Origin of the sequence: Paraburkholderia fungorum (assembly GCF_900099835.1) — a bacterium.
GTDB lineage: Bacteria > Pseudomonadota > Gammaproteobacteria > Burkholderiales > Burkholderiaceae > Paraburkholderia > Paraburkholderia fungorum_A.
The window spans coordinates 294,913-320,612 of sequence record NZ_FNKP01000001.1 but is presented as its reverse complement, the minus strand read 5'-3'; the positions used below and the strand labels follow the sequence as shown (position 1 = coordinate 320,612).

24 protein-coding genes are annotated in these 25,700 nt (G+C 63.1%); 15 read left to right on the top strand and 9 right to left on the bottom strand.

Features of this window, described 5'->3' with window-relative positions; genetic code table 11:
- The first annotated feature begins 257 nt into the window (after positions 1-257).
- The 3 genes from mnmE (at position 258) to BLS41_RS38870 (ending at position 3,421) form a co-directional block, all read left to right on the top strand.
- On the top strand, positions 258-1,652 hold the full coding sequence (gene mnmE, locus BLS41_RS01450) for a tRNA uridine-5-carboxymethylaminomethyl(34) synthesis GTPase MnmE (protein WP_074762611.1): 1,395 nt from the start codon (positions 258-260) through the stop codon (positions 1,650-1,652).
- Between the two features lie 175 nt (positions 1,653-1,827).
- Positions 1,828-3,015, top strand: coding sequence for a tyrosine-type recombinase/integrase (locus BLS41_RS01445; protein ID WP_074762610.1), 1,188 nt, complete (start codon positions 1,828-1,830; stop codon positions 3,013-3,015).
- 244 nt (positions 3,016-3,259) lie between these two features.
- Complete coding sequence (locus BLS41_RS38870) at positions 3,260-3,421, top strand: hypothetical protein (RefSeq protein ID WP_171910180.1); 162 nt, start codon at positions 3,260-3,262, stop codon at positions 3,419-3,421.
- A gap of 69 nt (positions 3,422-3,490) precedes the next feature.
- Here BLS41_RS38870 and BLS41_RS01440 read toward each other — a convergent pair whose 3' ends face one another.
- On the bottom strand, positions 3,491-3,835 hold the full coding sequence (locus BLS41_RS01440) for an ecotin precursor (protein WP_074762609.1): 345 nt from the start codon (positions 3,833-3,835) through the stop codon (positions 3,491-3,493).
- Between the two features lie 294 nt (positions 3,836-4,129).
- On the opposite strand from BLS41_RS01440, the gene BLS41_RS01435 reads away from it, so the two are divergent.
- Genes BLS41_RS01435 through BLS41_RS01405 form a run of 7 tightly spaced genes read left to right on the top strand, consistent with a single transcriptional unit; the run spans position 4,130 to position 13,042 of the window.
- Complete coding sequence (locus BLS41_RS01435; protein WP_074766205.1) at positions 4,130-5,755, top strand: methyl-accepting chemotaxis protein; 1,626 nt, start codon at positions 4,130-4,132, stop codon at positions 5,753-5,755.
- Positions 5,756-5,812: 57 nt separating this feature from the next.
- The gene (locus BLS41_RS01430; RefSeq protein ID WP_074762608.1) at positions 5,813-6,277 is read left to right on the top strand and encodes a chemotaxis protein CheW; all 465 of its coding nucleotides are present in this window, start codon (positions 5,813-5,815) and stop codon (positions 6,275-6,277) included.
- Entirely contained in the window at positions 6,274-7,722 is a 1,449-nt protein-coding gene (locus tag BLS41_RS01425) for a CheR family methyltransferase (RefSeq protein ID WP_074762607.1), read from the top strand. The genes BLS41_RS01430 and BLS41_RS01425 overlap by 4 nt, the downstream gene beginning before the upstream one ends.
- 7 nt (positions 7,723-7,729) lie before the next feature.
- Positions 7,730-8,398, top strand: a complete 669-nt coding sequence (locus BLS41_RS01420; RefSeq protein ID WP_074762606.1) for a chemotaxis protein CheW — start codon at positions 7,730-7,732, stop codon at positions 8,396-8,398.
- Positions 8,395-10,839 (top strand): hybrid sensor histidine kinase/response regulator, encoded by a 2,445-nt coding sequence (locus BLS41_RS01415; RefSeq protein WP_074762605.1) that lies wholly within the window; start codon positions 8,395-8,397, stop codon positions 10,837-10,839. Before BLS41_RS01420 ends, BLS41_RS01415 begins: the two co-directional genes overlap by 4 nt.
- Before the next feature lie 4 nt (positions 10,840-10,843).
- Complete coding sequence (locus BLS41_RS01410; RefSeq protein WP_074762604.1) at positions 10,844-11,863, top strand: chemotaxis response regulator protein-glutamate methylesterase; 1,020 nt, start codon at positions 10,844-10,846, stop codon at positions 11,861-11,863.
- Between the two features lie 60 nt (positions 11,864-11,923).
- Entirely contained in the window at positions 11,924-13,042 is a 1,119-nt protein-coding gene (locus BLS41_RS01405; protein WP_074762603.1) for a diguanylate cyclase, read from the top strand.
- A gap of 131 nt (positions 13,043-13,173) precedes the next feature.
- On the opposite strand, the gene BLS41_RS01400 is transcribed toward BLS41_RS01405, so the two are convergent.
- On the bottom strand, positions 13,174-13,983 hold the full coding sequence (locus tag BLS41_RS01400; RefSeq protein ID WP_074762602.1) for an SDR family NAD(P)-dependent oxidoreductase: 810 nt from the start codon (positions 13,981-13,983) through the stop codon (positions 13,174-13,176).
- 176 nt (positions 13,984-14,159) lie between these two features.
- Between BLS41_RS01400 and BLS41_RS01395 the strand changes: the two genes are divergently transcribed.
- Both BLS41_RS01395 and BLS41_RS01390 read left to right on the top strand, forming a co-directional pair.
- Positions 14,160-15,095, top strand: a complete 936-nt coding sequence (locus BLS41_RS01395) for a GlxA family transcriptional regulator (protein ID WP_074762601.1) — start codon at positions 14,160-14,162, stop codon at positions 15,093-15,095.
- Between the two features lie 89 nt (positions 15,096-15,184).
- A complete protein-coding gene (locus BLS41_RS01390) occupies positions 15,185-15,610 on the top strand; it encodes an HIT family protein (protein ID WP_074766201.1) in 426 nt (141 codons plus the stop codon).
- A 152-nt stretch (positions 15,611-15,762) separates the two neighbouring features.
- Here BLS41_RS01390 and BLS41_RS38215 read toward each other — a convergent pair whose 3' ends face one another.
- Positions 15,763-15,951: a hypothetical protein gene (locus BLS41_RS38215; RefSeq protein WP_143026196.1), complete on the bottom strand. Its 189-nt coding sequence runs from the start codon at positions 15,949-15,951 to the stop codon at positions 15,763-15,765.
- A gap of 197 nt (positions 15,952-16,148) precedes the next feature.
- Positions 16,149-16,328, bottom strand: coding sequence for a hypothetical protein (locus BLS41_RS01380; RefSeq protein ID WP_074766199.1), 180 nt, complete (start codon positions 16,326-16,328; stop codon positions 16,149-16,151).
- A gap of 534 nt (positions 16,329-16,862) precedes the next feature.
- Between BLS41_RS01380 and sap1 the strand changes: the two genes are divergently transcribed.
- On the top strand, positions 16,863-17,201 hold the full coding sequence (gene sap1 / locus BLS41_RS01375; protein ID WP_074762599.1) for a surface attachment protein Sap1: 339 nt from the start codon (positions 16,863-16,865) through the stop codon (positions 17,199-17,201).
- Positions 17,202-17,456: 255 nt separating this feature from the next.
- Here sap1 and araH read toward each other — a convergent pair whose 3' ends face one another.
- The 4 genes from araH to BLS41_RS01355 all read right to left on the bottom strand — a co-directional run bounded on the left by araH (position 17,457) and on the right by BLS41_RS01355 (position 23,029).
- Positions 17,457-18,461, bottom strand: a complete 1,005-nt coding sequence (gene araH / locus BLS41_RS01370) for an L-arabinose ABC transporter permease AraH (protein WP_074762598.1) — start codon at positions 18,459-18,461, stop codon at positions 17,457-17,459.
- Between the two features lie 79 nt (positions 18,462-18,540).
- On the bottom strand, positions 18,541-20,115 hold the full coding sequence (araG, locus tag BLS41_RS01365; RefSeq protein ID WP_074762597.1) for an L-arabinose ABC transporter ATP-binding protein AraG: 1,575 nt from the start codon (positions 20,113-20,115) through the stop codon (positions 18,541-18,543).
- Between the two features lie 130 nt (positions 20,116-20,245).
- Positions 20,246-21,250: an arabinose ABC transporter substrate-binding protein gene (locus tag BLS41_RS01360; protein ID WP_074762596.1), complete on the bottom strand. Its 1,005-nt coding sequence runs from the start codon at positions 21,248-21,250 to the stop codon at positions 20,246-20,248.
- 330 nt (positions 21,251-21,580) lie between these two features.
- A complete protein-coding gene (locus BLS41_RS01355) occupies positions 21,581-23,029 on the bottom strand; it encodes an aldehyde dehydrogenase family protein (protein WP_074762595.1) in 1,449 nt (482 codons plus the stop codon).
- Between the two features lie 186 nt (positions 23,030-23,215).
- Here BLS41_RS01355 and BLS41_RS01350 point away from each other — a divergent pair, with 186 nt between their 5' ends.
- Both BLS41_RS01350 and BLS41_RS01345 read left to right on the top strand, forming a co-directional pair.
- Positions 23,216-24,193, top strand: coding sequence for a LysR family transcriptional regulator (locus BLS41_RS01350; protein ID WP_074762594.1), 978 nt, complete (start codon positions 23,216-23,218; stop codon positions 24,191-24,193).
- Between the two features lie 143 nt (positions 24,194-24,336).
- The gene (locus BLS41_RS01345) at positions 24,337-24,891 is read left to right on the top strand and encodes a YaeQ family protein (RefSeq protein ID WP_074762593.1); all 555 of its coding nucleotides are present in this window, start codon (positions 24,337-24,339) and stop codon (positions 24,889-24,891) included.
- Between the two features lie 9 nt (positions 24,892-24,900).
- On the opposite strand, the gene BLS41_RS01340 is transcribed toward BLS41_RS01345, so the two are convergent.
- A complete protein-coding gene (locus BLS41_RS01340) occupies positions 24,901-25,326 on the bottom strand; it encodes a VOC family protein (RefSeq protein WP_074762592.1) in 426 nt (141 codons plus the stop codon).
- Positions 25,327-25,700: the final 374 nt, after the last annotated feature.

Genomic DNA, 25,700 nt, shown 5'->3' with positions numbered 1-25,700 from the left:
CAGATTTGATTTTTTTCATCTTTTCTTTATCTGGCGGGCGTTTTCGGGCGACGCGTGTCTTAACCTATCTTAAATATTCCTAGGTGTGCAGATAACAATCGTAGCTTGATTGAGATAAATCTTAGGTCATGCGAAATACTGGCCAAGCGACGTAGTCCTCTGTGGAGCGCAGCGGCCGTCGAATGCACCCGCGTTACAATGCCTCGCCGCGCCATCTGTGCCGGCCCTTCCCTCTTCCCGCTTTTTGCCACGTTCCCATGCTCACCACCGATTCCGATCCGATCGTCGCCATTGCCACCGCGCCCGGCCGTGGAGGCATCGGTGTCGTGCGGATTTCGTTCGGCCGGGCGGGCGAGGCAGCAGCCCAGCCGCTGATGCAGACGCTAACCGGCCAGGCGCTCGCGCCGCGTCACGCGAGCTATGTGCCGTTTCTCGACGCCAGCGGCAGCGCGCTCGACCGCGGCATCGCGCTCTACTTCCCGGCGCCGCATTCGTACACCGGCGAACACGTGCTCGAACTGCAAGGCCACGGCGGCCCGGTCGTCCTGCAACTCGTGCTGCAACGCTGCATCGACGCGGGTCGCGAATTCGGTCTGCGTCTGGCCGAGCCGGGCGAATTCACTCGCCGCGCTTTTCTGAACGACAAGCTGGATCTGGCGCAAGCCGAAGCCGTTGCCGATCTGATCGAGGCGAGCACCGAAGCCGCCGCGCGCTCGGCGGGCCGTTCGCTCGACGGCGCGTTCTCACGAGACATTCACGCGCTGGTCGAAGAAGTGATCACGCTGCGGATGCTGGTCGAAGCGACGCTCGATTTCCCGGAAGAGGAAATCGACTTCCTCGAAGCCGCGGACGCGCGCGGCAAGCTCGCGCGCATCCGCGAGCGTCTCGCGCACGTGCTGAGCGAAGCGCGGCAGGGGGCGTTGCTGCGCGAGGGGTTGTCGGTGGTGCTGGCGGGACAGCCGAACGTCGGCAAGTCGTCGCTGCTGAACGCGCTGGCCGGCGCGGAGTTGGCAATCGTCACGCCGATCGCCGGCACGACGCGCGACAAGGTCGCGCAGACCATCCAGATCGAAGGCATTCCGCTGCACGTAATCGACACCGCCGGTCTGCGCGATACCGAAGACGAGGTGGAAAAGATCGGCATCGCGCGCACGTGGAACGAGATCGAGCGCGCGGACGTGGTGCTGCATCTGCTCGACGCCCGCACCGGCATGACGGCTGACGACGAAACCATCGCTGGCCGCTTCCCCGGCGGAGTGCCGGTGGTGCGTGTGATGAACAAGACCGATCTGACCGGCCAGGCACCGGCGACTCAAGCGCTCGACGCGGATCGCGATCTCAGCGAAGTGCGTTTGTCGGCGAAACAGGGCGACGGCGTCGCGTTGTTGCGCGACGAATTGCTGCGGATCGCCGGCTGGCAGGCGGGCGCGGAGAGCGTTTATCTCGCGCGCGAGCGTCATCTGATTGCTTTGCGGGCCGCGCAGGAACATCTGGCGACAGCCGCCGCGCATGCCGATCAGAACTCGCAGGCACTGGATCTGTTCGCTGAAGAATTGCGGCTGGCGCAGGATCAGTTGAACTCGATTACCGGGGAATTCAGTTCCGACGATCTACTCGGAGTGATTTTCAGCAGATTCTGTATTGGCAAGTGACGGCTAGACGCCTTATCGCCTTACGCCCTCAATTCACTGAGGTTTCTAGCGTAAAGGGTCGGCCGCCTGCTACCCCATAGCGAACTCCGGTTGACCCAAAAAGCTTAAAGTCTTTGGTACACAGTCGTGTGAAAGGCTTAAAATCCGCACTGTTCCGCCTTAACGATCCAAACGCATGCCCCGCCTGGCCGTACCCCTCACCGAATCCCAGATTCGCGCGCTCGAACCTCGCGCCACCCGCTACTGTGTCGCCGACGGCAACGGCCTCGTCATCGAGGTCATGACGACCGGCACCAAAATCTGGCGCTTCCGCTACACGCTGAACGGCAAACGTCAGCCGCTCGCCACCATCGGCGATTACCGGATGATCTCGCTGCGCGTCGCGCGAGCCAAGGCGCAGAAGTACGCGGAAATGGTCGACCAGGGCGTCTCGCCGGTGGCGACCGCACGGCGCGACCGCGGCGCGGAAAGCAAGGCGGACGTGCTGCGCGAGGCCGCCGAGCTGTATCTGTCGACGGCGATGTCGGGCAAATCGGCCGAATATCGGCGCACCACCCGCCGCGCGCTCGATAAGGACGTGTTGCCCGCCATCGGCAGCAAGCCGATCAACGCGGTCACGCCCGATGACATCGTCGCGATCTGCGAGAGCATCAAGAGCCGTGGCTCGCCAAAAATGGCGCTGCATACGCGCAACGTCGTCAAACGCCTTTACGAGTATCTGATCGCGCGGCAACTCGCGTCCGGCAATCCCGCGGATGTCGTGTCGGCGCGTTCCATCGCCACTTTCGACAGCCGCACTCGCGTGCTGTCCGGCGAAGAAATCGGCACGCTGCTCCGCTCAATCGACGCATCGAGCATTCGTCGGCCGCTGAAGCTGGCGCTGCATCTGCTGGTTCTGACGATGGTACGAAAGTCGGACCTGGTCGAAGCACGCTGGGCCGAGTTCGATCTGGACGACGCGCGCTGGACCATTCCCGCCGCGCGGCTCAACGCGGACCGGGATCAGCATGTCTATCTGTCGCGCCAGGCCGTGTCGATGCTGCGTGAGCTTCATCACGCCAGGGCTAGCAGGAATTTCGTGTTCCCGAGCGTCAGGGGCGACGACCGGCCGATTGCCCGAAGCACGCTGAATCAGGCGGTCAAGGCGCTTGGGCTGGAGGTGGAACATTTTGTTCTGCATGACTTTCGGCGCACGGCGTCCACGCATTTGCGAACGATGGCGCAGGAATCCGATAAGCCCGATCCGGCGTCGAGCGGCGCGTCGCAGGAAGAGGATCAGCAGACGGCGGCGGAAAAACGTCGCATTGCTCAGCGTTGGGCGGATTTTGTCGACATGCAGATCGCGGCTGACAGCAAACGGTGAGCGCGTTTAAAAACGGGATCGGCGTGTCAGTGGCTAGGTGCACCCCTGTGGTCAAACATGCGGATTATGGTACACAAGCAGGCAATATAGATGCGATACCCTCATCCCGCCTTGGAAAACAGCCAACTCATCAGGTTATAAAAATAATAACCCCAACGCCTCGAAACCCGCTGCAACACACCCATCCTTCCCCGATTTGATCGCCTAAACTGAAGCATCGATGCACGTCGTTATGGAGGCTCCGATGTCTGAATCGTTGATCGCTTATTTGCTCGGGCCCGCTGTGATGCTGCTGGTCGGCGTAGCAATCTGGGCATCGTCCCACTATCGACACACCACCAAGCCGCCACGGCTTGAGCGCTGGCTCGACACGCACTATGCAGAATGGCTGCATCACCGTCACTGAGCGGCGCGTATAAAACAAAAGGCCGTCGCGCGATGCGACGGCCTTTTTAACTGTAGTGCTCGAAGGCGCTTACCAGCCCGGTTGAGGCTGCGGTTGCGCATAGCCGTACTGCCCGGGTGGCGGCGCACCGCACGCGACGTACGCGCGCTGGTACTGGTCATAGCAGTATCCCGGCGGCGGCCCCGGGTAAACCGGCGCCTGCTGATACACCGGTTGTGCATAAACCGGCTGCGCGTAGACCGGTTGCTGGTAAGCGACCACCGGCGCTGGCGCCAACGCCGACGAAACCACCGCGCCCAGCACGGCACCGCCAATCAGCGCGCCGACCACGTCGCCGCCATTGCCATGAGCCGACGCTTGCCCCGCCACGCTCAGACTCCCGACCATCACCAACGCCACTGCGATCTTTTTCATGTTCATCTCCACGCCGTTCAGGCATGAAAGGAATTGTGAAGGGAGTACATAGAAATAGATGCTGCAAGTGGTAACCGGACATTACGGTGTAACCGCACTCCGTCAGCCTGCCAGGCGTGTTCGTCTACCGGCAATTAGTCAGGCTCAAACAATCCCCCGATCAATGTAAAATTCGCCGCATAACCCGTCGGACAAATCTGACGACCCGCAGAGCTTTCCGATCCTGATCCCAGCGCAGACCGGTAGCAACACACTGGGATCGAGACAAAGCCAAAAAAAGTAAGGGGCGTGCGCGTGAAACAATGGACCATCCGGCAACGGATTCTGTGCAGCTTCGGGATCGTACTGATCGTGATGCTGGCAATGGCAATCGTCACTTTCGAACAACTCGGCGGTATCGATCACGACGCAAAGAGTCAGCAGCAGGACTCGATGCCCGGCCTCTACTACGCCACCGCGATGCGCGCGGCCTGGTTCGAGAACTACAGCGTCACGCAGCGGCTGATCTATGTCGATGCGGACCCTGACTCCGTGAAGCGCGACACCACGCGTTTGCAGGAGACCCAGCAGACCCTTCAGAAGCTTCTCAGCGACTACGGCGCGACGATTTTCCGCGACGTCGACCGGGATCTTTTCAACGATTTCCGTCAGCAGCACGCGCAATATCTGCCGATCCAGAACGCGTTGCTGAGCAACCTGCCCGCCTCGAAAGACAACGCCGCGCGCATTTTCAACGCGCAGCTGACGCCTGTCTGGGAAACCGGCCGGATCTCGATGCGCAAGCTGGTCGACAACAACAAGGGTTACGCGGACCAGGCTGCCGAAAGCATCCGTAAGTCGGTCGAGACGACCCGCGTCGTGTTGCTCGTGATGCTGCTGCTCGCCGCGCTCGCGGCCGTGCTGGCCGGCTACTGGCTGCTGCGCGCGGTCACGACGCCGATGGCCAAGGTGTTGCAGGTCGTCGACGTGATGCGCACGGGCGATCTCACGCAGCGCCTGCACCTGAATCGCGCGGATGAAATCGGTGCGCTCGAAGCGGGCTTCAACCGCATGACCGACGAAATCACCGCGCTGGTCGGCCAGGCGCAGAAGTCGGCGGTGCAGGTAACGACGTCGGTGACGGAAATCGCCGCGACGTCGCGCGAACAGCAGGCCACCGCGAACGAAACCGCCGCGACGACGACCGAAATCGGTGCAACCTCGCGTGAAATTTTTGCGACTTCGCGCGACCTGCTGCGCACGATGAACGAAGTGTCGGAAGTGGCGGGCCAGTCGGCGGCGCTCGCGGGCACCGGGCACGCGGGTCTCGCGCGCATGGAAGAAACCATGCGCCTCGTGATGGAAGCGGCCGGGTCGGTCAACGCGAAGCTCGCGATCCTCAACGAGAAGGCCAGCAACATCAACCAGGTGGTCGCGACCATCACCAAGGTCGCGGATCAGACCAACCTGCTGTCGCTGAATGCGGCGATCGAAGCCGAAAAGGCCGGTGAATACGGACGCGGTTTCGCAGTGGTGGCCACCGAAATTCGCCGCCTCGCCGATCAGACCGCCGTCGCGACCTACGACATCGAACAGATGGTCAAGGAGATCCAGTCGGCTGTGGCCGCGGGCGTGATGGGCATGGACAAGTTCTCCGAGGAAGTGCGGCGCGGCATGCTCGACGTGCAGAACGTCGGCGGCCATCTCACGCAGATCATCCAGCAGGTGCAGCAACTGGCACCACGCTTCTCGATGGTCAACGATGGCATGCAGACGCAGGCCACCGGCGCGGAGCAGATCACGCAGGCGCTGACGCAACTGTCGGAGGCCGCGCAGCAGACGGCGGAATCGCTGCGTCAGTCGACCCAGGCGATCGACGACCTGACGCACGTCGCCAACAGTCTGCGCACGGGCGTGTCGCGTTTCAAGGTCGTGGCCTGACGGTGCGCGACCGCGCGCCCGTCAAAGCCAGTCCACCTACCGCCCGCCCACACGCCGATGCTTTTTATCCTCTTCACGCTCGATAGCGAACGCTACGTCATCGACGCGACGCAGGTGGAGCGTCTGATGCCGCTCACGCCGCAGTCGCCGCCGAAGACGATTCCCGGCGCGCCGTCGTGGGTCGCGGGCGTGCTCGATCACGACGGCACGCCGCTGCCGGTGATCGATCTGCCGGCGCTTGCGCTGGGCCGTCCCGCCGCACAGTTGATGTCGACGCGGGTGGTGCTGGTTCGCTATCCGCATGCCGGACAGGTGCGGATGCTCGCGTTGCTGCTGGAAGGCGCGACACGCACGATCCGGCTCGACGCCGACGCGTTTCAGGCAACCGGTCTGGACATGCCGAACGCGCGTTATCTCGGCCCCGTCGCGAGTGAAGCAGGTGGTCTGGTGCAATGGATTCGCGTCGAGCATTTGCTGCCCGACGATGTAAAAGCGCTGCTGTTTCCCGAGGCGCACGCATGAACGCGCACCACGACAACGGGCCGCTTTACCGGCGTTTCGCCGAACTGCTGCATCGGACGATGGGGCTGGATGCGGCGTCGCTGGGCCATAGCGCGATCGAGCGCGCGGTCGATCAACGCGCCGCCGCGTGGCGCGCGGACGGTCACGCCGACGGCACCCTCGCCGACTACTGGGAAGCCACGCAAATATCGCCGTCGATGGTGCAGGCGCTGATAGAAACGGTCGTCGTACCGGAAACGTGGTTTTTCCGCGACGCCGACGCGTTCAAGGCGCTCGTGAAGCTCGCGCGCGAACGCCTGCACGGACGCGCCGCCGGGCTGCCGCTGCGCATTCTGAGTCTGCCCTGCTCCACCGGCGAAGAACCGTACACGATTGCGATGACCCTGCTCGACGCGGGTATCGACGGCACGCAGTTTCGTATCGACGCGATGGATATCAGCGAGCGCTCGCTCGCACTAGCGCAGCGCGCGATCTACGGCCGCAATTCGTTTCGCGGCAATGCGTTTGCGTTTCGCGACGCGCATTTCACGCGTATCGAAGACGGCTGGCGGCTCGCGCCGCGCATCGTCGACACGGTGCGATTTTCGCGCGCGAATCTGATGCAGCTCGATGCGTCGGCGCTTGGCGTCTACGACTTCGTGTTCTGCCGCAACGTGCTGATCTATTTCGACCGCGAAACGCAGCACACGGCATTGCAGGCGCTCAATAGCGTGCTGGCCGAAAACGGCACGCTGTTCGTCGGTCCGGCGGAAACCGGCCTGCTGGTACGCCACGGCATGCAGTCCGCGAAGATTCCGCTGGCGTTCGCGTTTCATCGCGCGGTATCGGCTGACACGCCATTGAGTAGCTGGCACGCCGCGCCGCTCGCGGGCGCCGCCGCACTCGCGATGACGCATTCGACGGTGCCCGCGCTCGCGCCCGCGCAGGTTTTTTCGGCCGAGCCTTTTGCGTGGCCCGATCCAGTCGCGCGAACGGCGTTCGAAGGTGTGACGCAGTTTGCCCAGCCCGCCAGTGGCGCGACACCCCGCTCGTCTTCGCTGAACGGCTCCGCACCGCTGAACTCGGGCAAAACGCTCTCTGCGCACGCGTACGGCTCACCCGCGCCCGCCGTCACCGCACCGACCAACGCCGCCCGCGACACGCTCGACGCCGCACACGCGCTCGCCGATGCGGGCCGTCTCGCCGAAGCCGCGAGCGCGGTCAACGTGTATCTCGAACAGCATCCGCCGCACGCCGATGCGTTCTACCTGCTCGGTGTTCTCGCCGACGCGAACGGCGACACGAATCTCGCGCGCGGCCAGTATCGCAAGGCGCTTTATCTCGACCCGCAGCACACCGAGGCGCTCGCGCATCTGGCGACGCTGCTCGAACTCGAAGGCGACCGCGCCGGTGCGCGTCTGCTGATGCAACGCGCGTCGCGCGCACAAGGGGTGTCGCGTGATTGAAGAGCGCATGATCGCCGTCGACGATTGCTGGAACCGCATCGGCGTGCGCGGCGATTCGTCGTGCGAACGGCTCGACGAATACGTGCGCTGCCTGAATTGCCCGGTGTTCGAAACGGCTGCGGCCAAACTGCTCGAACGGCCGATTCCGCTGGTCGATCTTTCGCAGCACGATAGCCGCAGTCCTGAGCCGCGTGCTCCCCACAATGCGCAAGGAGCGAGCGACTCGTTCCTCGTTTTCCGTATCGGCGATGAATGGCTCGCGCTGCCCACGTCGATCTTCAAACGCATCGTGCAGACGCGGCCGATTCACACGTTGCCGCACCGGCAGCATCGCGCGGTGCTAGGCGTGGTCAACGTGCAGGGCGAATTGCTGGTGTGCCTGTCGCTCGCTCGCCTGCTTGGATTCGAGCCCGACGCCGCCGCACCGGAAGGTCGCGCGCGACACGATTTGCCGCGCCTGCTGGTGGTATCGCGCGACGAAGAACATGCGGTGTTTCCCGTCGATCAGGTCGACGGTGTGCATCGGTTGACGTCGGCCACTTTCTGCGCGCCGCCCGCCACGTTGTCGCAAGCGGCCGCCGCGCACACACGCGCGGTTGCGCCGTGGCGCGGCATGAGCGTCGGCCTGCTCGACGCCGACGCGCTGTTTGACACCTTGAACCGGAGTCTGGGATGACGGACGACCCGCGCCGCCCGTCGCTGATCGACCTGTTCCGCGAAGAAGCGCGGACTCAGGCGCGCGTGCTCAACGACGGCCTGCTGGTGATCGACCGCACGCCGAACGACGCCACCGCGCTCGAAGCATGCATGCGGGCCGCGCATTCGCTGAAGGGCGCGGCGCGGATCGTCGGCGTGCCGGTCGGCGTCGATCTGGCGCACGCGATGGAAGATTGCTTCGTCGCCGCGCAGGAAGGTCGAGCGTTGCTCGATGCCGCGTGGATCGACGAGTTGCTGCGCGGCGTCGATATCGTCGCGCGGCTTGGCAACGATGAAGATGAATCGGCGCGTGAGGCGGTCGGCGCATGCGTGGCCGCGTTGCAGGCGCGGATGAAGAATGTGCCGCCGCATGGCGCGCCTTCGCGGCGTGAGGTGATAGCGAGGACGGTTGCGGAGGTGACTTCGACGCCTGCTCCAGTGCCTGCGCCGAGTGTGGCTGTTGAAACGCCGGGTGCTGCGGCCGGCAGCGCGGCTACGGCTTCTGTTGCGACTCCCGCTTCGAGCAACGCCGATCCAGACGCCGCCTTCAATCTGCTGGCAGAAGCCTTGCGCGCGGAAGCCGCACCAGCGCCTTCACCTTCGCCTGCAAACGAAACAGCCACATCGCCCGTTGTGACCGGAAGCAGCAACGCAGCCGCCACCACCTCCGAACCCGGCCGCATGCTCCGCGTGCGTGCCGACAACCTCGACCGCCTGCTGTCGCTGTCGGGCGAATCGCTGGTCGAATCGCGCTGGCTCAAACCCTTCGCGCAATCGATGCTGCGGGTCAAACGCGTGCAGCGCGACAGCACCCGTGCGCTCGACCAGCTCCACGAAACGCTCGCGGACCTGAAGCTCGACCCGCGCGCCCAGGCCGCGCTCGAAGAAGTGCGCCGCCTCACCGCCGAATCGCAGCATCTGCTGGCCGATCGTCTCGCCGATCTGGAGAGCTTCGATCGCCGCTCGACGCATCTGTCGCAACAGCTTTACGACGCCGCGCTGCAATGCCGGATGCGCCCGTTCGGCGACGGCACCAGCGGACTCGCGCGGATGGTCCGCGACGTCGCGCGCTCGCTCGGCAAGAAAGTGCGCTGGCAACTGGTCGGCGAATCGACCCAGGTCGACCGCGACATCCTCGATCTGCTCGAAGCGCCGCTCGGCCACATGCTGCGCAACGCGCTCGATCACGGCATCGAAGCGCCCGCCGTGCGCGCCGCGCGCGGCAAGCCGGAGGAAGGCACGCTCACGCTCGACGCGCGTCACACGGCCGGTGCATTGCTGATCACCGTATCCGACGATGGCGCGGGCATCGATCTCGACGTGTTGCGGGCATCGATCGTTCGCAAAAAACTCGCGAGCGATGAAACCGCCGCGCGGCTGTCCGAAGCCGAATTGCTCGAATTCCTCTTCCTGCCGGGCTTCTCATTGCGCGATCAGGTAACCGACGTGTCCGGCCGCGGCGTCGGACTCGACGCGGTTCACGACGTCGTCAAACGCGTGCGCGGCACGGTCCGCATCACGCACGAGCCGGGACTCGGCACGCGCGTGCAATTGCAGTTGCCGCTGACGCTGTCGGTGATCCGCAGTCTGCTGATCGAAGTCGCGGGCGAGCCGTACGCGGTGCCGCTCGCGCACGTGAACCGCACGCTGCAGGTGAGCCGCGCGGAAATTGAATTGCTCGAAGGCCATCAGCACATTGCGTTTTCGGGGCGGCGCATCGGCGTCGTCACCGCGCATCAGATTCTCGACACCGCGCCGCCCGTGGACGACACCGGCACCGTCTGCATGATCGTGATCGGCGACGGACCGCAGACCTACGGCGTCGTGGTCGACCGTTTTCTCGGCGAGCGGATGCTGGTCGTGCAGCCGCTCGACCCGCGTCTGGGCAAGATCCGCAACATCACCGCCGGCGCGCTGATGGAAAACGGCGACCCGGTGCTGATCGCCGATGTCGACGACTGGCTGCGGTCGGTCGAAAAACTGGTGGCCGGCGGCGACCTCCGGCACGCGCAACACAGCGGCGCGCACGTGACCCAGCGCGCGACCCGCCGCGTGCTGGTGGTCGACGACTCGCTCACCGTGCGCGAACTCGAACGCAAGCTGCTGGCCACGCGCGGCTACGACGTGACGATCGCCGTCGACGGCATGGACGGCTGGAACGCCGTGCGCGGCGAGCGCTTCGACCTCGTCATTACCGATATCGACATGCCGCGCATGGACGGCATCGAACTCGTCACGCTCATCAAACGCGATCCGCAATTGCAGGCGCTGCCGGTGATGATCGTCTCGTACAAGGATCGCGAAGAGGACCGCCGCGCCGGGCTGGATGCGGGCGCGGATTACTATCTCGCGAAAGGCAGCTTTCATGACGAAGCACTGCTCGATGCCGTGCGTGATTTGATCGGCGAGGCCTACGGGTAAATCAATGAAGATCGGAATCGTCAACGACATGCCGCTCGCCGTCGAGGCGCTGCGACGGGCGCTCGCCGCGCGCCACGATTACGACGTGCTGTGGGTCGCGCAGGACGGCCAGCAGGCGGTCGACTTCTGCACGGCGCAACGGCCCGACATCGTGCTGATGGACCTCGTCATGCCGAATGTTGACGGGATCGAGGCCACCCGCCGCATCATGGCGCGCGCGCCGTGCGCGATCCTGATCGTCACCGTCGACGTGGGCGCGAACGCGTGGCGGGTCTACGAAGCGATGGGCGCGGGCGCGCTCGACGCCGTCGATACGCCCTCGCTCAGCGGCCCCGATGCGCACAAGAGCATCGCGACGCTGATCGCGAAAATCGACCGGATCGGTGCGCTGGTCAGGGAGCGCCATACGCCCGGCGCGGCAGCCGGTGCGGCTGGCTCGAACACGACGACGACGCGCGATACGCCGCTGGTGGCGATCGGCGCGTCGGCGGGCGGGCCGGCCGCGCTCGCCACGCTGCTCGCCGGCTTGCCGAAAGATTTCCCGGCAGCGACCGTCATCGTGCAGCATGTCGACGCTGCGTTCGCCGCAGGCATGGCGGACTGGCTGAATCAGCAGTCGGCGTTGCCGGTGCGCATCGCCGTCGAGGGTGACCGTCCGCAAGCAGGCGTCGTGCTGCTCGCCGCCACCGACGACCATCTGCATCTGAAGTTGCCCTCGGTTCTGGGCTACACGCGTGTGCCGGAAGAAACGCCGTATCGTCCTTCCGTCGATGTGTTTTTTCACAGCGTGGTGGCCCGTTGGCCCGCGCGCGCATTCGGCGTGCTGCTGACCGGCATGGGACGCGACGGCGCAATCGGACTCAAGGCCATGCGGACCAAGGGCTATCACACGATCGCGCAGGACGAGGCGACCTGCGCGGTGTACGGCATGCCGAAGGCGGCCGCCGCGCTCGACGCCGCCGCCGCGATTCTTCCGTTGCCCCGCATCGCCGCCGCGCTGGCGGCTGCGGTCGGCGCGCGATAGGCACACACCGGTCCCTGCAAATGCGCCGCGATTCATTGACATTTATTCTGGCAGAACACCATGGACACTCCTGAACCGAAACAGAACACCGCCGCGCCAAAACTCGCCCGACACGACGCGACTGCGCAGGCACCGGTGCTGGACGGGGCGGATGCGTCCAATCTCGCCGTCGACGACGCGCTCGCGCGCATCCTCGGCAATCCGCCGGCTGCCGAGTGTCCGATCATGGTGTTGCTGGTCGACGACCAGGCGATCATCGCCGAGGCGATCCGCCAGGCGCTGGCCGATGAAGCGAGCGTCGATTTTCATTACTGCGCGTCGCCCGAAGACGCGGTGATGATCGCCGAGGAAACGCGCGCGACCGTGATCCTGCAAGACCTGGTGATGCCGGGCACGGACGGCCTGACGCTGGTGCGGCAGTATCGGCAGAATCCGGCCACGCGCGACATTCCGATCATCGTGCTGTCGACCAAGGAAGAACCGCTGGTGAAAAGCGCGGCGTTCGCGGCGGGCGCGAACGATTACCTGGTGAAGCTGCCGGACCGGATCGAACTGATCGCGCGGATTCGCTATCACTCGCGCTCGTACCTGAACCTGTTGCAGCGCGACGAGGCGTATCAGGCGCTGCGCCAGTCGCAACAGCAATTGCTCGCGACCAATCTGGAATTGCAGCGGCTCACGCATTCGGACGGTTTGACGGGGCTGTCGAACCGGCGTTATCTCGACCAGTATCTGTCGGCCGAATGGCGTCGCGGCATGCGCGACAAGTCGGGCCTCGGCTTCCTGATGATCGATGTGGATAACTTCAAGGCCTACAACGACACCTACGGCCACGTGGCGGGCGACGAAGTGCTCAAACGCGTCGCCCAGACGATCGAATCGTGCCTGGGACGTTCGCCCGATCTCGCCGCGCGCTTCGGCGGCGAGGAGTTCGCGGTCGTGATTCCGGGGACGTCGTCGGGCGGCTTGCGTTTGCTGGCCGAAAAGATCCGCCTCGCCATCGAGGGGCTGGGGATTCCGCATTCGGTGTCTGCCAGCGGGATCGTCACGATCAGCATCGGCGCGGCGACTTTGGTGCCGTCCCTGACAGACCCGGTGACGACGCTGATCGAAGCCGCTGACATCGCGCTGTATCGGGCGAAGCGGGACGGAAAAAATCAGGTGGCCGTGACGGGTTGAGTGCTGCGCGTCATCTGTCGCTTGTCACTTGCGCTTTGTCGTCTGTCACTTGTCGCTTGCTACAGGTAGAGCGCAACTGAAAACGCGCCCGGCGAGATTGCCGGGCGCGTTTTTTTACAGATAAACCCCGTTCAAGCCGCCTTCGCTTCCGCGTAACGCGCCGCCGGCTCCTTATGCGACAGATTCGGCTGCAAGCGTTGACGCGCATCGTTCAGGCGCTCCCAGTCGGCGGCATCGGGCAGTGATGGGATCGTCACCAGTTCACCCTGGTCGAATCCGGCGAGCGCGGCGTCCACCATGTCCTCCGCGGTCATCACGATCTGTGCCGGCAGATGTTCGACAGCCAGGCCTGCCCGATCCCAGAAAGCCGTGCTGGTCGCGCCCGGCAACACCGCCTGCAATTGCACGCCCTTGCCGCCGACTTCGTGATGCAGCGACTGCGTCAGATTCAGCACGTAAGCCTTCGTGCCGCTGTAAGTGCCGTTCAGCATTTCCGGCGACAGCGCCACTATCGACGAAATGTTGATCACCGCGCCGTTACCCCGCTCGACGAAGCCAGGCACGGCCGCCGCCGTCAGACGGGTGAGCGATGTCACGTTCAGATCGATCATCTTTTCGAGCTCGTCCACGTTCGAGTCGATAAGCGACGCCGTCGCGCCGACGCCCGCGTTGTTGACCAGCAGCGTGATTGCGCGATCTTCGCGCAACCGTGCCTCGATGCGGCGCACGTCGGCTTTCACGGTCAGGTCGGCGCCGATCGACTCCACGTGACGCCCCGTCTCCTTCGTCAGACGCCCAGCCAGCTCGTTTAGACGATTGACATCCCGGGCGACCAGAATCAGGTCGTAACCACGTCGTGCGAGGCGATCCGCATACACCGCGCCGATGCCCGACGATGCGCCTGTCACCACTGCCGTTCCCTTGCCTGCTTGCGTTGCCATCTCAATTCTCCATGCGGGCGGCGAGCCATATGCCGCTGCCTGCTTCGTCCATCAAGTGAATGGGAAAACCTGTGCCGCCGCGCCGTTCCATCTGGTTTGGCGCTGTTGACGAAGCAAGTCTAGGCACGTAGCCTCTTGTCTCAAATGTCGTATTTACCTCTTTTTAGGACGCCACGATGAAACACGTGGGAGTGGTCGTTTTTCCTGGCTTCCAGATCCTGGACATGGTGGCGGTGTCGATATTCGAACTGGCGAATCGCGAACTCGGCGAGCCGGTGTACGAGGTCGAGATCATCTCCGAGCTCGGCGGGATGGTGCGCAGTTCCTCAGGCGTCGAAATCGCGTCGCGCCAATTCGGCGATCCGGCGTATGACACCGTGGTGGTCACCGGCGCAATGGAAATTGCGCCGTCTTCGCCGGGCTTGCTGAGTTTTCTGAACGACGCGCTCGCCGCGTCGCGCCGAACCGCCAGCATCTGCACGGGCGCTTTCGTGCTGGCCGAAGCGGGAATTCTCGACGGCCGCCACGCAACCACCCATTGGGCGTACTCACGCGATTTGCAGCAGCGCTTTCCCGACACGCGGGTCGACGACGACCGCATTTTTATCGTCGACGGTTCGGTGTGGACTTCCGCCGGCATGACGGCCTGCATCGACTTATGCCTGGCGCTGGTCGAAAGCGATCTCGGCGCGGATATTTCCCGCACTATCGCCAAAAAGCTCGTGGTGTATCACCGGCGCGCGGGCGGTCAGTCGCAGTTTTCGGCGATGCTGGATCTCGAGCCGAAATCCGACCGCATCCAGAACGCGCTGTCGTATGCGAAAAACAATCTGCGCGAGCCGCTGACGGTCGAGCAACTGGCGGGCGTTGCGCATCTGAGTCCACGTCAATTCAGCCGCGCGTTTCGCGACGAGACGCGGCAGTCGCCCGCGAAAGCGATCGAGGCGTTGCGGGTCGAGGCCGCGCGCACGATGCTCGAAGCCGGTCGTCACTCGATGGAAGCGGTCGCGGCGGACACCGGTTTTGTCGATACCGAACGGATGCGCCGCGCCTTTTTGCGCGCGTACGGCCAGCCGCCTCAAGCAATTAAACGCGCAGCCCGCGCGCCGTAACAGATGTGGTGGACAATGAAGCCGAACGCGTGATCTCCGAAATCGACATCCACCCGCAATTCGTAACCTGCACCCGCAAAGGAAGCCCGATGACTTACGACGACAGCAATCCCTTCGCAAGGATTTTGCGTGGCGAACTGCCGTGCATCAAAGTAGCCGAGACCGACGCCGCCCTCGCCTTCATGGACCTGATGCCGCAGGCCGACGGTCATCTGCTGGTCGTGCCGAAGGAAAAGGCGGCGCAGATTTTCGAGCTGTCGGATGCGTCGTTGACGGCGTGCATGCGCATGACGCAGAAACTCGCGATTGCGGTTCGCGCGGCGTTGCGCCCGGACGGCGTGTTCATCGGTCAGTTCAACGGTGCGGCGGCGGGACAAACGGTGCCGCACGTTCACTTTCACGTGATCCCGCGTTGGGAGGGCCAGCCGCTGAAAATGCATGCGCGCGACGCCGCCGATGCGGACACGCTCGAAGCGCTCGCCAAGCGCATTCGCTCGCATTGGCGCGCGGATTGACGGCTTTCGACAACCCTTCGATCCGACGCGTTGGCCGAATGTAGTCACGCGCCGTAACAACTGTAAAGGCCATTGAAACCAGCAGCACGCGTTGGGCGACTAGACTGGAATTTGCCTTGTACCCGCAAGGCATTGAGTGTGGATCTCTTTTTTCAGCCTGCCGGAAACGGCAGGCTTTTTTGTTGGCGGATGCCCATAAAAAAACCCGCACGCAGCGGGTTCTCAATTCTTTTACCGATGATACGGCCCCGGACCATGGTGATGCGGCGGCGGCGGCGGACGACGGTAATGGTGGTGGTGATGCGGCGGCACATGGTGGCAACGCGTGACCAGACGGCCATGCATCCATACGCGCTGGCACACGGTACGCGCTTCGGCTGCGGTCGGCACGAAGGCGCTTGCTGTGACGGCCAGCAGCATCAATGACATCAATTTGCGCACGAGAACTCCTGTTCAAAGGGCCGCCATTTTAAGATAGCGGCCCTTTTCATGCAGTGCAGCATGCGGAACAGGAGATGAATCGATAGAGATTGACGGCTCAGTGACGCTCGCGGGAGCGGCGTAACGGATGCCGCCAGTCGATCCGCCGCGGTCTGACGTGTAGCGGCCTCATATCGTGGAGATGGCGGTGTTCCTGCCACAACTCGTCGGAGAAAAGAAACGCGACGATAAGCAGCGGAATGATCAGAAAAATGCCCAATATCAGTTGCTCGATCACGGTGGCCTCCGATCGCAGGAGCATGATTTTATTGTAGAGCACCGCACATGCCCGCACAGCGCCGGGGGCTTAGAAGTGCGTTGGGTTGTCCGCGATAACAGGACTTCGCTTCAAGCTCGCACGATCCTGCCCGCCTGGCTGGCACCGTTTATGTCCTGCACGTAAACCGTTATTTCGCATTTTTCTATTAGTCGGCTGAATGACTTTGTGTGCGACGCACAAATCAAGTGCTTCGAATGTATTAAATCACTTAATTGGCGATTCTCGTTTACGCCAATACGCAGCGCAAAGCTTTACGGGTTAAAGCAGCGCGATCCGACGATTTTTTAGTTATCCGTTTCAATCAGGAAGATTCAAGCGGCTGCTCAAGGTTTAAGCACCCATCACGCATGCTGCGACAATTCGCCACTGTTGCGACCGCACACAAGATGTGCTTGTCGTTCTTTCTCATTCTCCTAAAGTGCTAGATGCGGGTTCAACGTTAAAGTTAAATACATAGCTAACCTGAGTATCGGCCCCGCACCGGAGGAAAATATGAAAGCACGAATCGCCGTTGTTTTCGCTATTGCGGGTTTGGCTGCCGCGACCGTTCAGGCGCAAGACGTCATGGTCAAGCCGCAGCAAACTATTCAATTCAAGGCTAATGCGTACGGGTGTCTGTCGAAAGATAAACTCGACGCCGCTGACCAGCACGCACAAGCCGGCGAACAGCAGAAGATGCAGGAATTCTTCTCCGGATATCAGTGCGTATCGACGCCTGCCGATTCGAGTTTCCGCGTGATTCGCGTCGTCGGACACGACGTTGAATTCGTAAATTCCGGCAATAGCGATACCGAAGGCCTGTGGGCAAACGATCGCTTTATCAAGCAATAAGCCGACTGCGGTAATTCGGGGCGATTAACCCTGGAATGCGGTTTTGCGTGCGTAATTCGCCTGACTTTTTATAAAGTGGCGGACGTGTGAACCTGTGAGTTTCAAGAAGCGGCCAGGCATTAAAAAATGCCCGGCCGTTTTTGTTTTTAACACGTGAGCCAGGCACATAAAAAAGCCGATATGGATTGATTGCAATCCATATCGGCAGACGCCTTCTCGCAAAAGCGCAGGAACAACTGATAACCGGCTAAAACCTCAATGCACGCGCTTGCTGCGGCGGAACTGGTCGAACAGCACCGCCAGCAGCAGAATGCCGCCACGAATCAGGTATTGATAAAAGGTCGGCACGTTCAGCAGGCTCATTGCGTCCTGCACCGAACCCATGATCAGCACGCCGACCAGCACGCCCGAAATCGTCGCGACACCGCCGGTCAGCGAGACGCCGCCCAGCACGCACGCGGAAATCACGCCGAGTTCGAGACCGACCGAGGTCTTCGGGTCGCCGAGGCTCATCCGCGAGGCGAGCATCACGCCCGCGAAGCCGGTCACGAGACCCTGCAGCACGAACACCGTGATCTTGATGCGCGTCACCGGCAAACCCGCGAGCAACGCCGCTTCGCTATTGCCGCCGACGGCCAGCACGTTCTTGCCGAACACGGTCTTCTTCAGCAGAAAGCCGAACAGCACGAAGCCGACGATGTTGCTCCAGATCGGATACGAAATGCCGAGGAACGAGCCGCCGCCGAGGTCGAAGAAACGCTCTTCGGAAATCATCACCGCGTCGCCGTTCGACGTGATGAACGCGAGGCCGCGTACGACCTCCATCATCGCGAGCGTGACGATCAGCGAGTTGATCTTGTAGCGCGCGACCAGCACGCCGTTGAAGAGACCGACCGCGCCCCCGGCCAGCACGCCGGCTGCGACACCGAGCAGCACGCTATGCGTCGCGGTGATCAACGTGGACGCCACCACGCCCGCGAACGCGACGATCGACGCCACCGACAAATCGACTTCGCCCAGCGCGAGCACGAACATCATCGTGACGGAGATCGAGCCGATCAGCGTGACGGAAAGCAGCAAGCCCTGAATATTGCGCGAGCTGAGAAAGTCCGGCACGGTGAACGACAGCACCGCGAACAGGATGATGAACACCATCACAATGCCGGACTTGTTGATCAGATCCCACGTGCGCGCCGCGCGCGCGCTTATGCCGGCAGACGCGACCGCTGGGGTCGAGGAATCGGTCGAAGGTGTATTCATGATGTTTATTCCATTTCAATGGCGCGATTCAATTGCTTTGGCCTGAGTCGTGTTGTGTTGTGTCGAATGTGTAGCGAGGTCAGCGGGGCAGGGCGAGCTTGATCAGCGCATCGGGCGTGGCTTGCGCTTTCGGCAGATCGCCGACGATGCAGCCTTCCTTCATCACGATCACGCGATCCGCCACGCCGATCACCTCGGCCAGATCGCTCGACACGACGATCACCGTGCGGCCCGCTTCGGCCAGCCCATACAGCAGCCCGTAAATTTCGCTGCGCGCGCCGACGTCGATGCCGCGCGTCGGTTCGTCCATCAGGAACACGTCGATCTCTTCGGCGAGCCAGCGCGACAGAATCACTTTCTGCTGATTGCCGCCCGACAGCGTGCCGATCGGCGTGTCGCCGTTACGCGTCTTGATCGCGAGCTTGGCGATGAACTCCTTCGCGGTCTGCGCTTCCTTGCGGCCGTTGAGCACGTTGAAGCGGCTGAAGTGGCGGCGGCAACTGATGTTGAGGTTGTCCGACACCGACGCGATCGACACAATGCCTTCCTGCTTGCGATCTTCCGGACACAGCGCGACGCCCGCACGCACCGCATCGCGCGGGGTCGAGAAGCGCACCGGTTTGCCTTTGAGCGTGATCTCGCCGGCAGCCGGTTTGACCGCGCCGTAGATCAGCTTCATCAATTCGGACCGGCCCGCGCCGACCAGCCCAAAAAAGCCGACGATCTCGCCCTTGCGCGCCGAAAACGAAGCCGGTTCGCGCAAGCCGCGTCCCATCAGGTCCTTGACGGCGAGTTGCACGTCGCCGAGTTCTCGCGAGCGATAGCCGTACACGTCCGCAATCGAGCGGCCCACCATGCAGCTAATCAGACGCTCGCGGTCGAGTCCCGCGCCTGCTTCGAACGTATCGATGCGGCGGCCGTCGCGAAACACCGTCACGCGGTCGCACAGTTCGTAGACTTCTTCCATCCGGTGCGTGACGTAAATGATCGCGCGCCCCTCGGCCCGCAACGCGCGAATGATCCGGAACAACTGCGTGGTTTCGCGCGACGACAGCGAACTCGTCGGTTCGTCGAATGCAATCACGCGCGCGTCGCGCATCAGCGCCTTGCCGATTTCGATCATCTGCCGCTGTCCGATCGACAGATTCTTCACCTGCTGCGACGGATCGATCTTTTCGCCGAGCCGTTCCAGTTCGCGCATCGCGCGCGACACCAGCGCCTTTTCGTCGAGTACGCCGAAGCGGTTGGGCAGCGCGCCGAGCATCAGGTTCTCGGCAACGGTCAATTCCGGCACCAGGTGCAGTTCCTGATAGATGATCGCGACGCCCGCCTCGATGGCGGCCTTGGTCGTCGTGAATTGCTGTTCGACGCCGCCCAGCGACAACGTGCCGGCCGCCGGCTGATTCACGCCGGACAGCACCTTCAGCAAGGTCGACTTGCCCGCGCCGTTTTCGCCCATCAGACCATGGACTTCGCCGCGCCGCACTTCCAGCGAAACCTGATCGAGCGCGAGCACGCCGGGAAAACGCACGGTGATGCCGTCGAGTTGCAGATACGGTTCCGCGCCGGACTCGAACGCAGGCGAGGGCGCCAATGCGGCCGCCGAAGCCGACACCGATGCGTCGCCGGAAGACTCTGTGTGTGAGGACATCATTGGAAAAACCTCAAGCTGGTGAACAACTTTGCGGGCCGCTTGCGCCTCCACGCGCGCACGGCCCGCAACTTGCGGAGTCAGGCTCCGCCGTCTTGCTTCGCTATCCTGCTTATTTCCGCTGATGGCCCGCTTAAATACCGAGTTCCTTGCGAACGTCCTGCCAGTTGCTGCGCACCATCAGCTTGCCGGTGGTTTGCGTATCGGCGGGCGGCTGCTTGCCGGCCTTGATCCACTCGACCAGGTTTTCCGTGCTGTCCTTGCCGTGGTTCGTCGAGCTGACGGCGATCGTGCCGTAGAAGCCCGTCGGTTCCTTCTTCTGGAACTCGGCGAACGCTTCGCCCGCACCGTTGATGCCGACGCCGATCACGTCCGCTGCCGGAATGTGCAGCTGCTCGGTCGCGCGCACGCCGCCCAGCACGCTTTCTTCGTTGAGCGCGAAGATCACCCACTTCTTGATGTTCGGATGCTGCGCGAGCACCGGCGACGATGCGTTGAAGCCGCCTTCGTCATCGGTCGTCTTTTGCGGCGCGTCGAAAATGTTTTCCTTCTTGAAGCCGCCGGCCAGCAGCGTTTGCGTTGCGCCGTCGGTGCGCAGTTTCGCGGTCGGCAGTTCGTAGTTCGTGATGCGCAGCGCGCCGACTTCTTCAGGCTTCCAGCCGCGACGCTTCATTTCCTCGGAGATCGCCGTGCCGACCTGATTGCCGATCTTGAACGCAGACATGCCCAGATGCGGCACGTTCGCGAGCGGCTTGCCGGTGGAGTCGACCAGCTGATCGTCGACGGTGACGAACTTCATGTTGTAGCGTTTCGCACGCGCCTGAATCGCCGGTCCGAGACGTACGTCGGGTGCGCAGATCACGAAGCCTTGCGCGCCTTGTGCGCCGAGGTTGTCGATCGCGGCCAGCACTTTTTCGCCATCCGGCGTGCCGATGTTGACGACCGTGAAGCCGTCCTTCTGGCCGAGCGCCGTCGCGGCTTTCTGTTCGTTGATGAACCACGCCTGTTCCGGCATCTTCACGAGGAAGCCGACTTTGAGCGGCTGATCCGCGTGGGCGGAAAGCTGCGCGGCAAACGGAGCGGCGAGGGCGGCGGCCGCGATGGCGGTAAGGGTCAAACGGCGAAGCTTGCTGGTCATTTCTGTCTCCTGTTGATCTGGAATCGGCGCTTTTGCGGTCGATCGGCGGGTTGCCCCTGTCTCACGCAAATCACTTGCTCCCGTCGCATACATCGTGGTTGCTGAGGTTGAAAAGCTGCTTTGATTTCATTTTTCGCAGCGGGGGCCATGCCCGGCGGTGTTAGCCGGAGCGTGGGTAAGCGACGCGCGGCGTGGCGTTTCTCGTGTCACGTCGCGCGGCAAGCAGTAAATCGGCGCCGGGCCGCGTCGCCTGGCAGGCAACGACGCCGTGCGCGGCAACGCGAATGGCGACACGGACGGCGCGGGCGGCGCAGACAGCACGCGTCACGATCAGCCCGCCACGTAGGCCGTTTTCACGGCCGTCCAGAAGGCCGCGTCGGTCGCGCCGTACGCCGAGGCCTTGCGGCCGCCACCCGGCGCGTGATGTTCGACGGCGGTCGTCGGCAGATTGATCGTCACCAGGCCGCTTTGCGCATGACGGCGAAAATGCCGCGCGCGGCTGAGCGAGCGCGTGCAGATTCCCGCGCAAAGGCCGTAGGTGGTGTCGTTCGCCAGATGCAGCGCGTGCTCGTAATCGTCCGCGCGCAGCACGACGGCGAGCGGCCCGAAAATCTCTTCCCGCGCAATGCGGTGTTCAGGTTCGCCGACGAACAGCGCCGGTTCGAAGAAGTAACCACGCGTCGCGCGCTCCAGCTGAACGCCGCCGTGCAACAGTTGCGCGCCTTCCTGCTGGCCGATCTTCACGTAGTCGAGGTGACGCTCCAGTTGCGCGGCGTTGGCGACCGGGCCGATATCGGTGCCGTGCTTCAACGCGTGATCGACGGAAAGCCTGGCGAGTTTTGCCTGCAACGCCGCGACAAACGGCTCGAACACCGCGCGTTCGACGATCAGCCGCGCCGATGCCGTGCTGCGTTGACCGGCCGAGCCATAGGCGCCGTTCAGCGCGGCATCGACGGCGCCGTCGAGATCGGCGTCGGCCAGCACGACGAACGGATTCTTGCCGCCCATCTCGAGTTGCACACGTGCCTGGCGAGCGGCGGCGACTTGCAGCACGCGCGAGCCGGTTTCCGCCGATCCGGTCAGGCTGATCGCCGCGACCAGCGGATTCGCGACGATCCGTTTGCCGACCTGCCGGCCGCTGCCCATCACGAGATTGAACACGCCGGCGGGCAAACCCGCGCGGCTGACGATCGACGCCAGCGCCGCCGCGCAGGCCGGCGCCGATTCAGCCGGTTTGAACACCACGCAATTGCCGTGAGCGATCGCAGCGCCGATCTTCGCTGCGGCAATCGCCAGCGGCGCGCTCCACGGCGTGATGATGCCGACTACGCCAAGCGGTTCGCGCGTCACGTCGATCTCGATATCGGCACGCGCCGACGCCACCGGTTCGGCGAACGCCCGCAACGCTTCAGCCGCGAACTGCTTGAAAATCTGCCCCGCGCGGGTCGCCTCGGCGGTGGCCTCGGGCAGCGTTTTGCCGACCTCGCGCGCGAGCAGCCGGCCGAGTTCGTCGCGCCGCGCCAGCATTTCTGTGCCGATGGCGTCGAGCGCATCCGCGCGACGCTGCGCCGACGCCAGCGACCACTCGCGAAACGCCGCGTGCGCGGCTTCGATGGCCGCATCGGTCTGGCGCACGTCGGCGCGAACGTACTCGCCGACCGGCTCGTCCAGATCCGACGGATTGAACGACACGCCCGTGGTCGCGCCCGTCTCCCATCCGCCATTGATGTAATGGCGAAACGGACTGGCAACCAGCGGAACGAGTGGATCGCGGTTCATCGACGGAATGGGGGCATGTGGGAAGCTCGGAAAGTCCACGAATGGTATGAGCGGCCCCAATAACTTTCCAATCCCTTTTTAGGCCATCCAGATATCAATTCTGGTATGGCATCATGGAGCCTGACCGGGATAAAGCTTCCGGCGGATCGGCGTTAAACCGTTCACCAAAAAAGCTCGGAGACATGCATGACGCGTAGCTATTCGAACTGGTTCGTGCGGGCGCGGCTCAAGACGCGCCAGTTGCTGCTGTTGGCGGCAATGGAAGAGGAGGGCAACGTGCGGCGGGCCGCCGACGTGCTCGGCATGACGCAGCCGGCTGCGTCGCGTCTGCTGAAAGAACTGGAGGACATGCTGGAGGTCAGCCTGTTCGACCGGACGCCGCACGGTATGCACGCCACGTTATATGGCGAAGTGATGATCCGGCACGCGCGCATGGTGCTGTCGAACCTGAGCCACGCACACGATGAAATCTCCGCGCTGCGCGCCGGGCTCGCCGGGCAGGTGCGGATCGGCGTGATTGCCGCCGCGGCCGCGACGATGGTGCCGCGCGCGATCGCCAGCGTGAAAGAACGTTATCCACAATTGCAGATCTGGACCGAGGTCGAAACCTCGGATGTGATGCTGCCGCGGCTCGCGGAAGGCGAACTCGACATCATGATCGGCCGGGTTTTGGAGCGGCAAAACCAGTTCAAGGCCGAGGTTCGCTACGAACCGCTCGCCGACGAACCGCTCTGCGTGGTCGCGCGGCCCGGCCATCCTCTCGAAAATGAGACAGGTTTGACACTGCGCGGAATCGTCAACGCAAGCTGGGTTTTGCACCCGCCGGGCAGCGTTCTGCGCCATCGCTTTGATCTGGTGTTTTCGCAAATCGGGCTGAATCCGCCGCAAAACGTGGTCAATACGAACAATTTTCTGGCGATTTCGAGCCTCCTTCTTCAAAGCGACATGTTGGCGGTTTTACCTGACGAAGTGGCGCGTCAGTACCAACAGTACGGAGTGCTGAAGCGTATTCTGATCGATTTACCGTGCAGGATGGATACATTCGGTATCATCACGCGCCAGTCGCATCTGCTTTCGCCGGCGGCCTCCGTCGTGCTCGATGCCTTGCGGGAAGCCGCCGCCGAGGTCTACGGCACCCCCTCCGAGGCGGCAGTGGCGCGATAAATGCTTCCTTCCCACGTATGACGGCCGCTTAACGGCTCGGGGAGGAACCAGCGATGTACAACAAACACGGAAAACGGCAACGCGCCGTCGACGATTCTTTTTCTGTTCGCTCCGGTGGAGCGAGCGCCTGGTTTAGTAACGGCATGGCTCTCAAATCGACGATTTACAAGGCGGAACTGCAGATCGCCAACATGGACCGGCACTATTACGCCGACCATTCGCTGACGATCGCCCGCCATCCCTCCGAAACCGACGAACGGATGATGGTCCGCGTCGCCGCGTTCGCGCTGTTCGCGCAGGAACGCCTCGAATTCTGCAAAGGTTTGTCGGATGTCGACGAGCCCGATTTGTGGCAGAAGGACCTGACCGGCGCGATCGAAACGTGGATCGAAGTCGGTCAGCCGGACGAACGGCGGATTGCGAAGGCGAGCGGACGCTCGAATGAAGTAATCGTGATCGCTTATGGCGGCCGGACTTCGGACATCTGGTGGCAAGGCGTGCGCAGCAAGGTTGAGCGCATGCGCAACGTGACGGTGTGGTCGCTCGGCGAGGACATCGCTGCGTCGCTCGGCTCGCTGGCAGAACGCACGATGCGTCTGCAATGCACGGTGCAGGACGGCGAAGCCTGGCTCGGCAGCGCCGACGCGGACGCGGTGAAGATCGAGTGGACGGTGTTGAAGGAACCCGCCAACGCGTGATCTGATCGCTCAGATCGACGTCACGCGGGCCGCTTCCGGCGGCCCCTTCAGTTCGACCATATTGCCCTCGGGGTCGAACAGATACAGCGACGGCCCAAAACCGTCCGCTCCGTAGCGCACGCCTTGTTCGCCCAGTCGGGCGCCGTGCGCGGCGAGATGCGCTTTCAGCGCGTCGGCGTCGAACGATTCGACGCGCAAACACACGTGATCCATATTCCGCCCCGCGCCGGGCACGCCGTTTTCGGCGTGGTCGAGCTTCGCGCCGACCTGCAGCAAATCGATCAGCGAGCGGCCGGCGCGCAATTGCGTCAGGCCCAGATCGCGCTGCTCTTTTTCGATGCTGCATCCGAGGACATCGCAATAGAAACGCGCCATGGCCGCGACGTCCGTGGCCCGGATGACAACGTGATCGATCTCGCGAATGTGGATTTTCATGGCGCACGCCCTTCGCTATTTCGCAGAACGGATGGAATTGCCAGTGTAGAAGATTGGGCGGCGCTGCACGGGCGCGCGAGTTGAAACGGTCAGAAGGGCCGGATCAATCGGTGAAATGCGGAAACTACAGACGAAAAAAAGCCCGCTCGATGTGGAGCGGGCTGAATCCATATCAGGAGGAGACATGGAGGAGACAGTTCCTAATATACACATGGGGTTGGTGCGACGCAATAACTTTTTAAGGGAAAACCCGATATTGGGCCAAATTGTCGCAGTTTTTGACAAGGTTTGACAAAGAGGCCCGCCCAACGGGGCTTTCCGTCGATACGAAGCGCGGAATGACAGAGCAAGAACCGGGGCGTAGTGTGTTGGCT

What these genes read in the sequence shown, in the direction of transcription:
- BLS41_RS01400 (WP_074762602.1), bottom strand. Translation starts at nt 13,983, where the DNA reads ATGGCAACGCAAGCAGGCAAGGGAACGGCAGTGGTGACAGGCGCATCG.
- BLS41_RS01425 (WP_074762607.1), top strand. Translation starts at nt 6,274, where the DNA reads ATGAACGCGCACCACGACAACGGGCCGCTTTACCGGCGTTTCGCCGAA.
- BLS41_RS01415 (WP_074762605.1), top strand. Translation starts at nt 8,395, where the DNA reads ATGACGGACGACCCGCGCCGCCCGTCGCTGATCGACCTGTTCCGCGAA.
- BLS41_RS38870 (WP_171910180.1), top strand. Translation starts at nt 3,260, where the DNA reads ATGTCTGAATCGTTGATCGCTTATTTGCTCGGGCCCGCTGTGATGCTG.
- BLS41_RS01430 (WP_074762608.1), top strand. Translation starts at nt 5,813, where the DNA reads ATGCTTTTTATCCTCTTCACGCTCGATAGCGAACGCTACGTCATCGAC.
- araG (WP_074762597.1), bottom strand. Translation starts at nt 20,115, where the DNA reads ATGATGTCCTCACACACAGAGTCTTCCGGCGACGCATCGGTGTCGGCT.
- BLS41_RS01390 (WP_074766201.1), top strand. Translation starts at nt 15,185, where the DNA reads ATGACTTACGACGACAGCAATCCCTTCGCAAGGATTTTGCGTGGCGAA.
- BLS41_RS01445 (WP_074762610.1), top strand. Translation starts at nt 1,828, where the DNA reads ATGCCCCGCCTGGCCGTACCCCTCACCGAATCCCAGATTCGCGCGCTC.
- BLS41_RS01440 (WP_074762609.1), bottom strand. Translation starts at nt 3,835, where the DNA reads ATGAAAAAGATCGCAGTGGCGTTGGTGATGGTCGGGAGTCTGAGCGTG.
- araH (WP_074762598.1), bottom strand. Translation starts at nt 18,461, where the DNA reads ATGAATACACCTTCGACCGATTCCTCGACCCCAGCGGTCGCGTCTGCC.
- BLS41_RS01405 (WP_074762603.1), top strand. Translation starts at nt 11,924, where the DNA reads ATGGACACTCCTGAACCGAAACAGAACACCGCCGCGCCAAAACTCGCC.
- BLS41_RS01340 (WP_074762592.1), bottom strand. Translation starts at nt 25,326, where the DNA reads ATGAAAATCCACATTCGCGAGATCGATCACGTTGTCATCCGGGCCACG.
- BLS41_RS01420 (WP_074762606.1), top strand. Translation starts at nt 7,730, where the DNA reads ATGATCGCCGTCGACGATTGCTGGAACCGCATCGGCGTGCGCGGCGAT.
- mnmE (WP_074762611.1), top strand. Translation starts at nt 258, where the DNA reads ATGCTCACCACCGATTCCGATCCGATCGTCGCCATTGCCACCGCGCCC.
- BLS41_RS38215 (WP_143026196.1), bottom strand. Translation starts at nt 15,951, where the DNA reads ATGGCCGTCTGGTCACGCGTTGCCACCATGTGCCGCCGCATCACCACC.
- BLS41_RS01355 (WP_074762595.1), bottom strand. Translation starts at nt 23,029, where the DNA reads ATGAACCGCGATCCACTCGTTCCGCTGGTTGCCAGTCCGTTTCGCCAT.
- BLS41_RS01395 (WP_074762601.1), top strand. Translation starts at nt 14,160, where the DNA reads ATGAAACACGTGGGAGTGGTCGTTTTTCCTGGCTTCCAGATCCTGGAC.
- sap1 (WP_074762599.1), top strand. Translation starts at nt 16,863, where the DNA reads ATGAAAGCACGAATCGCCGTTGTTTTCGCTATTGCGGGTTTGGCTGCC.
- BLS41_RS01350 (WP_074762594.1), top strand. Translation starts at nt 23,216, where the DNA reads ATGACGCGTAGCTATTCGAACTGGTTCGTGCGGGCGCGGCTCAAGACG.
- BLS41_RS01345 (WP_074762593.1), top strand. Translation starts at nt 24,337, where the DNA reads ATGGCTCTCAAATCGACGATTTACAAGGCGGAACTGCAGATCGCCAAC.
- BLS41_RS01410 (WP_074762604.1), top strand. Translation starts at nt 10,844, where the DNA reads ATGAAGATCGGAATCGTCAACGACATGCCGCTCGCCGTCGAGGCGCTG.
- BLS41_RS01360 (WP_074762596.1), bottom strand. Translation starts at nt 21,250, where the DNA reads ATGACCAGCAAGCTTCGCCGTTTGACCCTTACCGCCATCGCGGCCGCC.